Origin of the sequence: Clostridium lundense DSM 17049 (genome assembly GCF_000619945.1) — a bacterium.
Taxonomy (GTDB): domain Bacteria; phylum Bacillota; class Clostridia; order Clostridiales; family Clostridiaceae; genus Clostridium_AO; species Clostridium_AO lundense.
On the sequence record NZ_JHVC01000002.1, the window covers coordinates 445,592 to 461,249 of the forward strand.

14 protein-coding genes are annotated in these 15,658 nt (G+C 31.1%); all 14 read left to right on the top strand.

The window, feature by feature from the left end:
- Window positions 1-25: 25 nt before the first annotated feature.
- The 14 genes from T514_RS0105855 to T514_RS0105920 all read left to right on the top strand — a co-directional run bounded on the left by T514_RS0105855 (window position 26) and on the right by T514_RS0105920 (window position 15,642).
- Window positions 26-1,048, top strand: coding sequence for a Gfo/Idh/MocA family protein (locus tag T514_RS0105855; RefSeq protein ID WP_027623934.1), 1,023 nt, complete (start codon window positions 26-28; stop codon window positions 1,046-1,048).
- Between the two features lie 202 nt (window positions 1,049-1,250).
- Window positions 1,251-2,831 carry a solute:sodium symporter family transporter gene (locus tag T514_RS0105860; RefSeq protein ID WP_207640923.1) on the top strand — a complete coding sequence of 527 codons (1,581 nt, stop codon included), beginning with the start codon at window positions 1,251-1,253 and terminating at the stop codon, window positions 2,829-2,831.
- Between the two features lie 280 nt (window positions 2,832-3,111).
- Entirely contained in the window at window positions 3,112-4,782 is a 1,671-nt protein-coding gene (locus T514_RS0105865; protein WP_027623936.1) for a M14 family metallopeptidase, read from the top strand.
- 253 nt (window positions 4,783-5,035) lie between these two features.
- Window positions 5,036-6,778 carry a gamma-glutamyltransferase gene (ggt, locus tag T514_RS0105870; RefSeq protein ID WP_027623937.1) on the top strand — a complete coding sequence of 581 codons (1,743 nt, stop codon included), beginning with the start codon at window positions 5,036-5,038 and terminating at the stop codon, window positions 6,776-6,778.
- Between the two features lie 25 nt (window positions 6,779-6,803).
- Window positions 6,804-7,439, top strand: a complete 636-nt coding sequence (locus T514_RS0105875) for a DUF6305 family protein (protein ID WP_034868194.1) — start codon at window positions 6,804-6,806, stop codon at window positions 7,437-7,439.
- Window positions 7,440-7,491: 52 nt separating this feature from the next.
- Window positions 7,492-8,766 (top strand): TRAP transporter large permease subunit, encoded by a 1,275-nt coding sequence (locus T514_RS0105880; RefSeq protein ID WP_027623939.1) that lies wholly within the window; start codon window positions 7,492-7,494, stop codon window positions 8,764-8,766.
- A 16-nt stretch (window positions 8,767-8,782) separates the two neighbouring features.
- Window positions 8,783-8,926, top strand: coding sequence for a hypothetical protein (locus tag T514_RS26930; protein WP_169735805.1), 144 nt, complete (start codon window positions 8,783-8,785; stop codon window positions 8,924-8,926).
- A gap of 16 nt (window positions 8,927-8,942) precedes the next feature.
- Window positions 8,943-10,070, top strand: coding sequence for a M14 family metallopeptidase (locus T514_RS0105890; protein ID WP_027623940.1), 1,128 nt, complete (start codon window positions 8,943-8,945; stop codon window positions 10,068-10,070).
- 217 nt (window positions 10,071-10,287) lie between these two features.
- Window positions 10,288-11,001 carry a succinylglutamate desuccinylase/aspartoacylase family protein gene (locus T514_RS25565; RefSeq protein WP_027623941.1) on the top strand — a complete coding sequence of 238 codons (714 nt, stop codon included), beginning with the start codon at window positions 10,288-10,290 and terminating at the stop codon, window positions 10,999-11,001.
- A 1-nt stretch (window position 11,002) separates the two neighbouring features.
- Entirely contained in the window at window positions 11,003-12,148 is a 1,146-nt protein-coding gene (gene pgsB, locus T514_RS0105900) for a poly-gamma-glutamate synthase PgsB (protein ID WP_027623942.1), read from the top strand.
- Entirely contained in the window at window positions 12,138-12,581 is a 444-nt protein-coding gene (gene pgsC / locus T514_RS0105905) for a poly-gamma-glutamate biosynthesis protein PgsC (protein ID WP_027623943.1), read from the top strand. The genes pgsB and pgsC overlap by 11 nt, the downstream gene beginning before the upstream one ends.
- On the top strand, window positions 12,578-13,654 hold the full coding sequence (gene pgsW / locus T514_RS0105910) for a poly-gamma-glutamate system protein (protein WP_027623944.1): 1,077 nt from the start codon (window positions 12,578-12,580) through the stop codon (window positions 13,652-13,654). The genes pgsC and pgsW overlap by 4 nt, the downstream gene beginning before the upstream one ends.
- On the top strand, window positions 13,647-15,044 hold the full coding sequence (locus T514_RS23920) for a sensor histidine kinase (RefSeq protein WP_051541815.1): 1,398 nt from the start codon (window positions 13,647-13,649) through the stop codon (window positions 15,042-15,044). Before pgsW ends, T514_RS23920 begins: the two co-directional genes overlap by 8 nt.
- A complete protein-coding gene (locus T514_RS0105920; RefSeq protein ID WP_027623945.1) occupies window positions 15,016-15,642 on the top strand; it encodes a response regulator in 627 nt (208 codons plus the stop codon). The genes T514_RS23920 and T514_RS0105920 overlap by 29 nt, the downstream gene beginning before the upstream one ends.
- Window positions 15,643-15,658 lie beyond the last annotated feature (16 nt).

A 15,658-nucleotide genomic window follows, 5' to 3' on the forward strand; every position in this document is an offset into this window, starting at 1 on the left:
ATTTTGATTTTAGGGGGTGTGGAAAATGGAGAAGATAAAAGTTGGAATTGTTGGACTTGGAAGGCTTGGAAGAAAACATGCTGAAAATATAGCCTTTAGAATACCTAGCGCAGAACTTACAGCAGTTTGCAGTGTAGTTAAAGAGGAAGTTGAAGATATTCAAAAAAAATGGGGAATTAAATATGGATATATAGATTATGATGAAATGCTTAAAAATAGTGAGTTAGATGCTATATTTATATCTTCACCTTCAGGATTTCACTGTGAACAAATAATAAAAGCATTGGAAAAAGGATTTCATGTATTTAGTGAAAAACCCCTTGGACTTTATCTAGAAGAAACTGAAAGAACGGCAAAGATAGTTAACAAGTATAAGGATAAACAAGTATTTATGCTTGGATTTATGAGAAGATATGATAGTTCTTATGCATATGTAAAGAAAAAAATAGATGAAGGTATTATTGGAAAACCTGTATTTATAAGATGCTATGGGTTGGATCCAGCTAATAGTATGAAAAGTTTTTTAAAATTTGCTAAGAACAGTTACAGCGGCGGATTGTTTTTAGATATGGCTATTCATGATTTAGATCTTGCAAGATGGTATCTAAATTCAGAAGCTAAAAGTGTATGGGCAATAGGAGGAGCATATGAATATCCTGAATTTAAAGAAATAAATGATGCAGAAACAGGAGCAGCTTTAGTTAAGTTTGAAAATGGAACTATGGGAATGTTTTTAGCAGGAAGAAATTGTGCGCATGGATATCATATAGAAACAGAAATAATTGGAACCAAAGGAACTTTAAGAGTAGGAACTATACCAGAAAAGAATTTAGTTACTATATTTAATGATAATGGAGCTATAAGGGAATGTTCTGAAGGGTTTTTAGAAAGATTTGAACAAGCTTATTTAAGCGAAACAGAAGAATTTATAAATTGCATATTGGAAAAGAGACAGCCAGATGTGACAGTTGAGGATGGTGTAAATGCAACAGCATTAGCTTATGGATGTAAAAAGTCTTTTGAGACTGGTGAATTAGTAAATTTTTAAAGATGGAGTTGTAAAAAAGTGGCATGCTGATTTGTCATAAAAGAGTATGTGAAAATATCAGTATGCCTTAACTATATATGTATAAAAAATATATAGTTTTTGATAAATAAAAATATACGCTTAACAATGATTATAATAGAAAAAAATTAGTTTGTAAAATGAAAACGTTCACTATAAAATAGGGGGGATATAGTTGAGCTCAATGACATTTATATCATTTGTATTTTTTACAGCATTAGTAGCTGTATTATCATGGATTAAAACACGTAATGATGACTTGTCTAGTCAAGATGGATATTTTCTTGCAGGAAGAAGTTTAACAGGGGTATTTATAGGTGGTTCATTAATGTTAACAAATTTGTCTACAGAGCAGTTAGTAGGGCAAAATGGCCAAGGGTATAGATATACGATGGCTGTAATGGCTTGGGAGGTAACATCAGCTTTTGCATTAATACTTATGGCACGTATATTCTTACCAAGGTATCTAAAGAGTGGAATAACTACTATTCCTAATTTTTTAGAAGAGAGATATGATGCTACCACTCGTAGAATAATATCCCTATTATTTTTGATAGGAAATGTAGTAGCATATCTTCCAACTGTATTATATTCAGGTGCCTTAGTTTTAAATAGTATATTCAATGTTCAAGAAGTAGTAGGTGGTTCAGAATTAAAAGCTATAATAATAATGGTTTGGGCCATAGGAATAGTTGGTTCAATATATGCCATATTTGGAGGGCTTAAGGCAGTTGCAGTGTCTGATACTTTTAACGGAGTTGGGCTTTTGATTGGTGGATTTATGATAACTATATTAGCATTATGTAGGTTAGGAGAAGGAAGTTTTCAGTTAGGAGTTAATACTTTAGTTACAACTAGCCCAGAAAAGCTAAATGCTATAGGAGGATCTGATTCACCTGTACCTTGGACTACATTATTTACAGGTATGCTTTTTAATAATTTATATTATTGGTGTACAAATCAAACAATAGTTCAAAGAACTTTAGGAGCAAAAAATTTAGCAGAAGGGCAAAAGGGAACACTTTTAGCAGGATTTTTAAAATTAATAGGTCCTCTATATTTAGTTTTACCTGGAATAATTGCATTTAATTTATATGGGGGATCAATTTCTAATCAAGACATGGTGTATCCAAAGTTAGTAGTGGATATTTTGCCTAAACCTTTAGCAGGATTTTTTGCAGCGGTATTGTTTGGAGCTATACTAAGTTCATTTAATAGTGCTTTAAATAGTTCATCAACATTATTTACATTAGACATATATAGACCAATGTTTAAACCAGAAGCTACAGATGAAGACTTAATAAAAGTTGGCAAAAATTTTGGAACAATTTTATCCGTATTATCTATGCTTATAGCACCAGTTATAATGTATGCACCATCAGGTTTATATAATTATTTGCAAGAATGTAATGGATTCTATAATGTGCCTATTTTAGCTGCTATTTTAGTAGGATTCTTTACAAAAAAAGTACCTGCTATAGCACCCAAAATAGCCTTAGTATTTCATATAATATTTTATAGCTTATCAAAGATATTTCTTAATCATATAAACTTTTTACATGTACTAGGATTTTTGTTCCCAGCATGTGTAATAATTATGATTATAATAGGAAAAATCAAACCTCGTGAAGTAGAATATGTACAACAATACACTAAACAAGTTGATATAACTCCGTGGAAAAATGTTAAGATAGCATCAGCTATTATATTTATATTAATGCTCTGCGTATATGCCTTATTCTCAAAAATAGGTATAGCAGCATAAGCTTTTATTTTAGAGAAGCGTTTAATTAATAATTAATATTTTAGGGACAGTTAATGATTTTTTAATAAAATCATTAACTGTCCCTTCTATTTTTCTTGTTATCTATAATTTTAAGGTTTTTTATAGAGCAATGAAAGAAAATCATACTTAACTGTCAATTGAAATGATCTTATTGTGGACTTAAAGAAGAGAGGATACTTTTATGATTGACAGTGGCAAAATTTGGATATAAAATTTAATTGTAATGACAAATATTGTAAGAATATAAAGGGGGATATTTATGATTAGCAAAAAGACCTTAAACAAAGTTGTAGCTTCCATAACTTTGTCAGTAGTACTGGCAACTTCATCAGTTTCTTATGTTTTTGCAGCTCCTTATGCACCAGATTCATACTATAAACAGACTCCAGAAATAATACAAAATTATTTTCCAAAACCACAAGAACCTATACTTACACCAGCATTTGCTAAGGGAAAAGAGAATTTCACATCTCATGAAGAAATGATGAAATTTATTTATGATTTACAAAAGTCCAGTAAATATATGAAGGTATCTATAATAGGTGAAACTCAAGAAGGAAAACCTATACCTCTTCTAATATTTAGCAAACCTTCCTATGATAAATCAGCAGATATATTAAAATTAGATAAGCCAGTAGTTTGGCTTCAAGGACAAATTCATGGAAATGAACCAGCAGGTGGAGAGGCTATGCTTGGAGTAGCTAGAAATTTAGCTATAGGTAAGTTTGGGGAAGAAGTTTTAGAAAAGGTTTCTGTAGTTATTTTACCTAGATTTAATGGAGATGGTTCATATTATTATGATAGAAGAACTGCTACAAATATAGATTCAAATAGAGATCATTTAAAATTTGATAATATGGAAACCATAGCAATACACAAAGCTTTTAATAAGTTTATGCCTGAAGTTGTAGTAGATGCCCATGAATATGGAGTAGAATCAAACTTTAAGAGTGTAGGAAAAAAAGGATCTCTAACAGCCTATGATGTTTTAATATCTTCAGCTAAAAACTTAAATATTCCTAAAGAAGTAAGAAGTGTTTCAGACAGCTTATTTGTAAATAATGCTGAAAAGGATTTAGCAGCAAATAAATATACAAGCCATATGTATTATACGGTATCGAAGAAAGGAAATGATTTTACTATTTATGAAGCAGGTACTGATGCTAAAATAGGTAGAAATGCCTATGGACTACAGCCTTCATTCTCCTTCTTAGTTGAAACTAGGGGAATCGGCATAGGAAAAGAAAACTTTGAAAGAAGAGTAATGAGTCACATCATAACATCCCAAAATATAATAAAAACTACAGCAGATAATGCTAAATTGGTTAAGGATACTGTAGATAATGCTAGAAAGAGAATAACAGAATTAGGAGAAAAGGTAGATACTTCAGATAAAATTGTTATTGCAAGTGAAAGTAAAAAGATGGCAAAGTCAACTTTAGATATAATAGATGTAGAAACTAGTAAAAAAGTAGAATTAAATGTAGACGTATTCAGTACTACTGAGGGAAAACCAGTAGTAGAAAGGGTAAGACCTACAGCTTATATTCTACCACCAGCTTATCATGAGGTAGCTAAAAGGCTATCTTATTCCGGAGTTACTGTAAGAAAATTAAATAATGATGTGGAATTGTCAGTAGAAGCATTTAAGGTTACTGATAAAAAGATTGATACAAACTATTATGAAGGTCATTTACGCAACAGTGTTACTGTGAATACAAGCAATAAACTTATTAAATTTCCTAAGGGAAGTTATGTATTCAATATGGCTCAGCCAAATGCTAATATAATTTCAATGACGCTAGAACCAGATGCTGAAGATAGTTTTGTTAAATTTAACTTAATTCCCGTAGATATAAATGAAGAAGTGCCAATATATAGATATATGCAGAATAATAAATTAGATACTTATATTACAGAACTGCAATAAACGTGTAAAAGTTAAATAATTAGAAGTTTTTATTCTTGATTAAAAAGATCATATTGATTTTTTTAATCAAGAATTTTTTATTTTGCAGAATTTAATTACTATTTAGAATATTTAAAGAGAAATAAGAGAAAAAATAGAAATGGTATATGAACCTATAGTATTATAAAAATAGTTACAGAAACTTTACATAAATGTTACAAATATAATTGTAACTGTTTTACCAAAAGTTAATCTTATTTTAGGGGGTTAGGTTATGAATAAAAAGAAATTACTTAGTATTACTTCATTAGTTGCATCCCTAGTATTAACTGTTGGGTTAGTTGGATGTGGAAAAAGTTCAGCGCCTACAGCTGATACAACAAAACAGCAAGAACAGAAAGAAGAAAAACCTAAAATTGACTTAAACAGAGATGCTAAGGGTAAGAATGGTGTTGTAGCAGCAGCAAAGCCTGAGGCATCACAGGTTGGGGTAGACATCATGAAAAAAGGAGGAAATGCTATAGATGCCGCAGTAGCTACAGCTTTTGCACTTGGAGTAGTTGAGCCAAATGCTTCAGGAATTGGCGGAGGCGGATTTATGCTAGTCAGATTTGCAAAAACCGGTGAAGAAGTCTTCATAGACTTTAGAGAAACAGCACCAGGGAAAGCAAAACCAGATATGTACAAGCTTGATGATAAAGGAAATGTAGTAAATAATGAATCTGTTATTGGAGGAAAATCGGTTGCAGTGCCAGGAGATGTATCGGGACTTTTAACAGCTTTAGAAAAATACGGAACAATGAAAAGGGAAGATGTTATGCAGCCAGCTATAGATTTAGCAGAAAAGGGATTTAAAGTAACATCAAATTTCTCAGGAATAATTAAAGATGAGATTGGGAATATAAATAAATTTGAAGCAACAAAGAAAATATACACAAAAAATGGACTCCCTTTTGAAGAAGGAGATACTATAAAGAATCCGGATTATGCTAATACATTAAAACTAATAGCCAAAGGAGGTAAAGATGCTTTCTATAAGGGAGAACTTGCAAAAGAAATAGCAGATGCAGTTCAAAAAGCAGGAGGCATACTTACTGTAGAAGATTTAGCAAATTATTCAGCAAAAATGAGAAAACCGGTAAAGGGAACTTATAGAGGATATGAAATAGTTTCTGCACCGCCAGCAAGTTCAGGTGGTACTCATGTAATAGAATTACTTAATATGATAGAAAGTTATGATGTAAAATCCATGGGAATAAATACCACTGAATCTTTACACTTATGGTCAGAAGTTTCAAAAATAATGTTTGCTGATAGGGGAAAATATATGGCAGATACAGATTTTATAAAAGTTCCTTTATCAGGTTTAGCATCAAAAGAGTATGCTAAAGAGCAAGTTAAGAAAATAGATAAAAATAAATCAGTAGACAAAGTACAACCAGGAAACCCAAATAAATATGAAAGTGGAAGTACAACTCACTTCTCAGTTATGGATAAGGAAGGAAACATGGTTGCTGTAACTAAGACTATAAATCACTTCTTTGGATCTTGTGTAACAGTTCCAGGTAGAGGTATGTTATTAAATGATGAAATGGATGACTTTGAATTTAAACCAGGTCTTTCAAATTCAATTGCTCCAGGAAAGAGACCATTAAGCAGCATGACACCAACACTAATTCTTAAAGATGGAAAACCAGTTATGACAATAGGTTCACCAGGAGCTACAAGAATAATAACAACAGTTGCACAGGTAATAAGTAATGTGATTGACCATGGTATGGATATTCAAACAGCCATAAATACACCAAGAATGTATGACAAGAGTGGAGAACTTAATTTAGAAGGTGGAATAGATCAAAAGGTTATAGATGAACTTAAAGGAAAAGGTCATAAAATTAAAACTACGAAAGAATACGATTTATTCTTTGGGGGAGTGCAAGGTGTAATGTTGGAAGCTTCAGGAGATTTACACGGTGGAGCTGACCCAAGAAGAGATGGACAAGCGGTAGCATATTAATAATATTTTTTAGGAGGATATATTTATGACAAAAAGAAAGATGAATGGTATATTAGGACTATTAGTTTCAGTGGCACTATGCACATCTTTAGTGGCTTGTGGATCAAAAACTGAAAGTAAACCTGCAGCAGGTGATAAGGCTGCTATAACAGATACAAAAAAGGAAGTTAAAGGTTTAGATAAAGCTATAGCAGAACAACCAATACTTTTGACTTCTGTTGGACAAAGTGCTGATTTAGAAATGGTAAAGGCTTTAATGGATAATGCAGGATTAAAATACAACTTAAATAAAGTTGTAAAAGGCAGTGAAATTAAAGATGAAAAAACATTAGTACTTGCTGTAGGAGGAAGTTCAAAAGGACTTGGTGCAGCAGGCATTAAGGCAGAAGATGAATTAAAAAGAACTGAAGAATTAATAAAAGCTGCAAAAGATAAAAAAATGACTATAATTGCAACACATGTTGGAGGAGAAAATAGAAGAGGAGAGCTTTCTGATAAATTTGTAAAGCCATCTTTAGAAAATGCTAACTATATTATTGTAGTAGAATCAGGAAATAAAGATGGATTATTCACAAAGATAGCTTCAGAAAAGAATATTCCAATGGATTCAGTTAAGAGTATAGCTGATGTTATGAATCCTCTAAAAAAGGCATTTAAATAAAATTTAATATTGGGGGAGTGATTCTCCCCCTCCAAAGATAGGAGGGATTAATTTGCAAATTGAATTTATTATATTTATTGCAATGATCTTAGTATTTATAGTTGGATGTTTTCTTTTAAAGCTTCCGGTAAGTATTTCTATGGTACTAGCATCAATTACTGGTACATTAATAGGAGGAGAAGGAATTCCTATCAGACATTTAGTAGAAGGAACTTTTGGATATATAGATACAATATTAGTTATTGCTACCGCCATGATATTCATGAAAGTAGTACAAGAATCAGGAGCATTAGATGCACTAAGCTCATCTATAGTAAACAAATTCTATAAAAAGCCTGCCATATTATTAATTTTTCTAATGTTCATTGTAATGTTTCCAGGAATGATAACAGGTTCTTCCACAGCCTCAGTATTAAGTGCAGGAGGTATAATAGCTCCAGTACTTATGATGATTGGAATACCTAAAATTGAAACTGCTGCAATAATTGCTATGGGTGGAATTCTTGGAATGATTGCACCTCCAGTAAATGTTCCAGCTATGATAATTGGTGGAGGAATTGATATTCCTTATGTAGGTTTTGGTACACCTCTTTTATTATTAACTGTTCCAACAGCTATTTTAACAGTACTATTTTTAGGCTATAAATATACAAAAAATTTCGATTATAGCAAGGTTGCAGAGCATATTGCTTCAACAACAGAAGAAAAGAGAGGTTTTAAACTTTTTATTCCTATAATAGTAGTTCTATTCTTAATGGTTATTACAAAGTTCTTGCCAGGTGTAATACCTGATTTGGGAATGCCATTGATATTCACTGTAGGTGCAATATTAGGATTATTTACTGGCAAAAAAATAGATATATTAAAGGCATGTAAAGAAGCAGTTAATAGTGCACTGCCTGTTTTGGGAATATTAATGGGAGTAGGAATGTTTATTCAAGTTATGACACTCACTGGTGTTAGAGGATTCATTGTAACAAGTTGTTTAAGCCTTCCATCAATCCTACTTTATTTAGGAATAGCGATAGCAATACCAGCATTTGGTGCAGTATCTTCTTTTGGAGCTGCTTCGGTTTTAGGAGTACCTTTCTTACTAGCACTGCTTGGTAAAAATGAAATAGTAACAGCAGCAGCATTATCATTTATTGCAGGATTAGGAGATTTGGTTCCACCAACAGCATTAGCAGGAATGTTTGCAGCTCAGGTTGTAGGTGAAGAGGACTATGTAAAAGTATTAAAGAAATGTAGAATACCAGCTCTATTCATAGTGGTATATGGATTGGTATTTATAGTATTTGCTAAAGAAATTGCTTCCTTTATCTATTAAAAGTGAGGTGTGTTAAATGACTTTAATATATAGATTATTAGTAGGTATAGTTCTTGTGTTTACTCTATGGAATTTGTTTGATGAGGAAGATATTAAAAAACAAGCCAATGCAGCATTGGTATTAATTCCTCTAATTCTAAGAGTATTGATGATTAAATAGGAATGGAGGGAAGAAAATGAAAAAAACTAAAATAACAGCAGCAATATTTCTGTGCCTTTCATTATGCTGTGATGTAGTTGCTGGACAATCCTTTTTATCTATGCGTAAAGAGGAACCTATTGTAAAGGGGCCTGGTGTATCAGACATTAAAATGTTAAGTGAGTATTTCCCAGGATTAAAAGGGACTAATGGAGATACAAAAGTATATGTGTTTAAGGGAAAAGACCAGGGAGGAAGTATGCTTGTATTGGGAGGAACCCATCCAAATGAACCTTCAGGATTTATATCAGCAGTAACTTTGATAGAAAATGCGCAGCTAAATAAGGGAACACTTTATGTAATTCCAAGAGCCAATAATAGTGGTTTTACTCATGACGATTCTCAGGAAGGTTCACCGCAAAAATTCACTATAAAAACCGCTAATGGAGAAAGATGGTTTAGATATGGTTCTAGAGCTACTAACCCAGTTGATCAATGGCCAGACCCTGATGTATATATTCATGCGTCTTCAGGACAAAGTCTATCTGGTAGTGAAACAAGAAATCTTAACAGAGGTTATCCAGGAAGAGCAGATGGAACTCTTACAGAGAAAGTTTGCTATGGAATAGCTGAATTAATAAAAAAAGAAAAAGTAGATATAACAGTAGACTTGCATGAAGCATCCCCAGAGTATCCTGTTATAAATGCTACTGTAGCTCATGAAAGGGCAATGCCTATGGCATCTGTAGCAGTTATAAACTTACAGCTTCAAGGGATACAAATGGGATTAGAACCTTCACCAAAAAATCTTCATGGACTAACTCATAGAGAACTTGGAGATTTTACAGATACCCATGCAGTGCTTATGGAAACTGCCAATGCAGCTCAAGGAAGACTTAGAGGAAAAACAGATGCAAATCTTGTTGTAACAGGTAAAGATAAAGCTTATGAAAAAGCAGCAAAGCTTGGAAGATTATTTGTTCCTTATGATGAAAATGGACACCCTATGGAAGAAAGGGTTGGAAGACATTTATCAGGAATAAATGAATTTGCTAAAGCTTATACAAAGGAAAAGCCAGATAGAGGTATAGTTATTGAGAATATACCAAGTTACAATGAAATGTTGACTAAAGGATTAGGTGATTTCTTGAAACCCCTTCAATAAATTTATATAAGGCATTTAAAAAGTAACTAGTCACTTTTATATATTTGACTAGTTATTTTTTAAAATCCCTGAAACCTCGGCATGTTTGCTTATGTCGGGGTTATTAAGCAATTATAGTAAATTTGAATAATTTTAAATTTTTATTAATTTGGTGGAGTGAAATTTCATTTTTATTCTCTGTTTTTTATTTATTATGTGAAAAAGAGGTTAGATATAAATGAAGAAAAAAGGAATTATTATATTTGTTTTAGTTTTGGCATTTATGAGCGGATTTAAATATATGGGGACAGTTCATGAAAGTTATTGTATTATGGAGCAAAGTGGCTTGAAGAGCCCTGTATATTATGTAAAGGGGAAAGAAAAAGGACCGAAGATATTTGTAATAGGTGGGATACATGGAAATGAAATTGGAGGAATAGAGGCAGCAGAAAAAATAAGAAAATTAAGAATAAAAAAGGGAACAATTATTGTAATTCCTAGGTCTAACATAGAAGCTTGTAAAAATGAAGAAAGAAATCCTTATTATATGCAGGATTTGAATAGAAATTTTCCAGGAAAAAATAATGGTACAGATACAGAAAAATTAGCTTACGAAATATATGGTTTAATTAAGAGGGAGAAGCCAGATATAGTAATTGACTTGCATGAGTGGGAAAGTAATTCACCTGCCATTATTTTTAATTCAACAAATAATATATTTTCCCTAATACTTGATATAATTGACAAAATGAATAATAATGTAATAAAAATGAGTAATTTTTCATATTACAGTACTCCACCAGTAGGTTCAATTAATAAAGAAGTGTCTGAAAAGCTAAATATCCCTGTAATAACTATAGAAAGTGATATGAAAGAAAAGTTAGAAGACAGAATAAATATGCATATGTATATCATAAATACAGTACTAAAATATTATAGAATGGATGAATAGTATGGATATATTAATTATAATAATAAGTCTTTCTTATATGGTTTACTTGTTAATAGAGTACAAACAAAACTTAAACAGAAGAAAAAAATTTCTTCATATAATACATGTAAATGGTACAAGGGGGAAGTCCTCTACCTGTAGACTTATAGAGGCAGCTTTAAGACAGGGAGAATATAAGGTTTTTTGTAAAACTACTGGTACAAGTGCAAGAACTATTGATGTGTTTGGAGAAGAAAAGCCAATTAAAAGAAAAGGAAAGCCAAACATAAAAGAGCAAATAAGAATATTAAAAGAAGCTGAAAAGCAAGGAGCAGAAGTTGTAGTTATTGAATGTATGGCAGTAAAGCCAGAACTTCAATATATAGCACAAAATAGAATATTAATGGCAGATATATCTGTAGTTACCAATGCTAGAAGAGATCATTTAGAGGAAATGGGACCAACTTTACGGGATGTAGCAGAGTCTCTAGGTAATGTAATGCCGAGGAAAGGATATTTTGTTACAGGAGAAAAAAATTATATAGATTACTATAGAAAAAAAGGAGAAGAATTAAAAACGGAGGTTATACTTGCCTCCAGTTATGAAGAGGAGGACACAGTAGACTTTGGAGAAAATGTAGGAATAGCATTAGAAGTTTCTAGCATATTAGGTGTTAATAAAGAAACTGCTTTAAAGGGCATGAAAAATTATAAAAGAGATCCCGGAGTATTAAAAATATACAATATCAAAACTGATAGCAATAATGAAGTGTCTTTTGTAAACGGTTTTGCGATAAACGATCCAGATTCCACTAAAAATATATATGAACATTTACATAAAAAAGGATTATTCAATAATAAAGAAGTTATAATCATGATAAATAATAGAAGGGATAGAGCTTATAGAATGGCTCAGCATATAAAGCTTATAAATGAATTATCGCCTAATAAGGTGTGGATAAGTGGATATTATCTAAATCTAATGAAGGACAAGCTTATAAGAGAGGGAATAGAAGACAAAAAAATAATTATGATAAAAAATGTACAAGATATAAATATGAAGGAAATAAACAGGGATACAGTTATTTTTGGAATAGGAAATATAGTTGGAAATGGAGAGAAAATAATAAGTTATGTTGAAAGAGTAGGTGATAGTAATGTCAAATAACATAATTATTTTAGGAATTATAATTAGTATTATTTTTTATGAAATAACAGAAATATCACCAGGGGGAATGATAGTACCTGGATACATAGCTCTTTTTTTAGATCAGCCATTAAGAATTGTACTTACTATATTTTTAAGCATGGCTACTTTGTATTTGGTAAACTTTTTATCTGAATACACTATAATTTACGGAAAAAGAAAATTCTCATTAATGGTAATAGTAAGCTTTATGCTAAAGTTTTTATTTAAAGAAAGCACAGAAGTACTATCAATAAGTATAATAACCACATCTGCCATAGGGTATATAGTTCCAGGTATAACAGCACAAGATATGGACAGGCAAGGCATATTAAAAACAGTATCCTCCATGCTATTAGTGGCTTGTATTATTAAACTAATAACTATAGTTATAGGAAGAGGAATATTAGTATGAGGAAAAAATTTAAAAAGGCAGATGGAATAATTATGGTACTTGCAGTATTTTTACTTGCATTTACATTTTTTATAAAAGGTGAAAGAGTTAAAGTTAAAGACAAATGGTATAAAGAAAAAATCCAAGCGGCTTCTCTTATGAATGAGTGCATGAAAGAAATTAAAGAAGAAAAGCTTAGAAGAAATATAAAAATAGATAAGAAATATGATATAAACTCTACAGGACTTATTGGAGTTGAAATGAGCAAAATAACTACTACATCTGGGGCTTTAGAAGCTAAAAGGACTTCTACTAATCCTAATTTTGCAGCAGTGATAGTTCATATGATGAAAAAAGCTGGATTAAAGGAAGGTGATGAAATAGGAGTGAATTTTTCTAGCTCATTTCCAGCTCTTAATATAGCAGTATTATCTGCCTGTGAAGTCTTAAAGGTTAATCCTATAGTAATATCCTCAATTGGAGCATCTACATGGGGAGCTAACATACCAGAGTTTAACTATATGGATATGGAAGAACTTTTATATAGAAAGAAAATATTAAGTAATAAATCTACTGCTATATCTATAGGAGGAGCTGAAGATATAGGAAAGGATATGGAGCCAAAAGTAGTAGAAGAAATTTTAAAAAGAGCTAGAAATTATGGAAGAATAATAATTCACCAAGAAGATTTACAGCAAAATATAAAAGAAAGATATTCTATTTATACAGGAGATAATAGGAATATAAAAGCTTTTATAAATGTAGGTGGGAATATTGTATCTCTAGGTGAAACAGAAGATTCAGCAGACATACCTCCAGGGTTAATTAGGACGGATAAATATAAAGTAAACTCTAAATCAGGACTTATTCAAATGTTTCTACAAAAGGATATTCCAGTAATACATATATTAAATATTAAAAAATTAGCTTCAGATTATGGGGTGGGAATAGATCCAATGCCATTGCCTAAAGTGGGACAGGGAGAAATATATTATGCTTATGAATATCCTTTTGGAATTATATCATTAGTTTTAGGTATTACTATTATAACTATTATAATCTACGGAAGTAAGGTAAGGAGTAAATATGACTAAAGAAAATATTGAAATAAAGTTCAATAGAATAGGTATTGTTTGGGGAATTATTTTAATCTTAGTTGGTATAATAGCTCCGATTATTATAAATGTACAAAATTTTGGAATATATAATTTGCTGTTTAGTAGTATAAGAAATAATGATAAAAGTGAACTTATAATAGCAGCATTTAGACTTGTAATATTAAATAGTATAAGAGGACTACCACATTATTTAGGAACTTTTTTAATAGCAGAATCTATAGATGTAAGTATGAAGGAAAAAAAGGTTCCACATGTTAGAGGTGCTGTAGCAGTGATAATAATACCTTTAGTATATGTTGTAATCCAACAAATTCATGATATTAGATATGACCTAGGGATACCAGCTTCTATTATTATATTTTCTATAGTGCTTTTAGAAAAACTAAATTTTTCTACAGTAAATATATTTAAAAAATCAGCTATAATAATACTTTTGCTTATGGGAGTTCAGTGGATGGATATAATTCCAGAGCTTTCAACTTTCAAATTTGGAAGAGGGGAAACTTCACAAGATATAAAAAATATTGCAAACTTTATTCATTGTTCACAAGTGCTTACAATGACTGCTGTAATGTTTTTTGTTATATTTACTGTCAGCGCATTACTTATAATTAAACTTGTAAGTGATGAACATAAATTAATTGTTACCACAGAAGAAAATAAGAGGGTACAAAGTGAGCTGGCAGAAGCTAGAATAAAGGCTCTAGAAGCTAGAAACTATATAGAAATTAAAAATTTAGTTCATGATTTAAAAACGCCCCTAACGGCTATGCAGGCATTAGTCAGCGTAGTGGAGCTTATGGAGCAGGATAAAAAAAAGCTTTCTTATTTAAGCAGAATAGAAGGGTCTATAGATAAATTAAGTGAAATGATTTCAGAAATACTTTATGAGGAAAAGAAAAATGTAATAAATACAGATGAGTTAATTCAATTCGTTTTATCTCAAGTTTCACCACTCCCTTATGCTGAAAAAATAAAGTATGAAAATACAGCTAAGGAAAGCAAAATATTTGTAAACAAAATAAGAGTTTCACGAGCAATTGTAAATGCTTTAGACAATGCATATAATGCCATAGATAAGAAAAATGGAAGTATAAGTATAAGTGTTTATGCTATGGGTAGGCAAGTCTTTATAAATATAAAGGATAATGGAATTGGTATAGAAGAAAAGACTATTCCTAAAATATGGAATATAGGTTTTAGCACTAAAAAATCTACAGGTCTTGGTATGAGTTTTATACAAAATGTTGTAAAAAAACATAAGGGATATGTAGGAATTGATAGTGAACCTAATAAAGGAACTTGTGTAAAAATAATTTTACCTGAGGTGATAGATTATGAGCAGTGTAAAAATATTAGTCATTGATGATGATAAGGAAATACTATTTGCTATGTCAGCCATATGCGAGTACCAAGGATGGATACCGTTAACGGCTAGTAGCGTAGATGAGGGGGTCGAAAAATTTAAACAAATAAAGCCGGATATAGTACTAATGGATTATCATTTACCTAAAATAAACGGAGTCCAAGGAGTTAAAATGCTAAAAGAAATTTCAAATAACATTCCTATTATTGTTTTAACTATTGAAGAGAATGAAAAGGTAGCCTATGAATTTATGAAGGCGGGGGCTAGCGATTTTGCATTAAAGCCTATAAAGGCTTTAGATATAATTTCAAGGATAAATGTACATTTAAGATTAAAAGAGACTATGGAAAATGTAAATAAAAGTGTTAATGAATATTCAAAGGGTATAAGCGTAGAAACTTTGGAAAAGATTGAAAATTACATGAGTGGATTAAGTGATTATATTAGTATAAATAACATATCTAAAAATACTGGACTTGCTTACCAAACAATACATAGATACCTTCAATATATGATAGATCAGGGAAAAGTTGAGGTTCACCAAAGTTATGGGAAGATAGGGAGACCTAAACAAGGGTATAAATTAAATTCTAGGTAATAAAATATGATTTTAT

Excerpts from the sequence above, each read along its gene's own strand:
- T514_RS0105855 (WP_027623934.1), top strand. The coding sequence starts at position 26 with ATGGAGAAGATAAAAGTTGGAATTGTTGGACTTGGAAGGCTTGGAAGA.
- T514_RS0105860 (WP_207640923.1), top strand. The coding sequence starts at position 1,251 with ATGACATTTATATCATTTGTATTTTTTACAGCATTAGTAGCTGTATTA.
- T514_RS0105865 (WP_027623936.1), top strand. The coding sequence starts at position 3,112 with ATGATTAGCAAAAAGACCTTAAACAAAGTTGTAGCTTCCATAACTTTG.
- ggt (WP_027623937.1), top strand. The coding sequence starts at position 5,036 with ATGAATAAAAAGAAATTACTTAGTATTACTTCATTAGTTGCATCCCTA.
- T514_RS0105875 (WP_034868194.1), top strand. The coding sequence starts at position 6,804 with ATGACAAAAAGAAAGATGAATGGTATATTAGGACTATTAGTTTCAGTG.
- T514_RS26930 (WP_169735805.1), top strand. The coding sequence starts at position 8,783 with ATGACTTTAATATATAGATTATTAGTAGGTATAGTTCTTGTGTTTACT.
- T514_RS0105890 (WP_027623940.1), top strand. The coding sequence starts at position 8,943 with ATGAAAAAAACTAAAATAACAGCAGCAATATTTCTGTGCCTTTCATTA.
- T514_RS25565 (WP_027623941.1), top strand. The coding sequence starts at position 10,288 with ATGAAGAAAAAAGGAATTATTATATTTGTTTTAGTTTTGGCATTTATG.
- pgsB (WP_027623942.1), top strand. The coding sequence starts at position 11,003 with ATGGATATATTAATTATAATAATAAGTCTTTCTTATATGGTTTACTTG.
- pgsC (WP_027623943.1), top strand. The coding sequence starts at position 12,138 with ATGTCAAATAACATAATTATTTTAGGAATTATAATTAGTATTATTTTT.
- pgsW (WP_027623944.1), top strand. The coding sequence starts at position 12,578 with ATGAGGAAAAAATTTAAAAAGGCAGATGGAATAATTATGGTACTTGCA.
- T514_RS23920 (WP_051541815.1), top strand. The coding sequence starts at position 13,647 with ATGACTAAAGAAAATATTGAAATAAAGTTCAATAGAATAGGTATTGTT.
- T514_RS0105920 (WP_027623945.1), top strand. The coding sequence starts at position 15,016 with ATGAGCAGTGTAAAAATATTAGTCATTGATGATGATAAGGAAATACTA.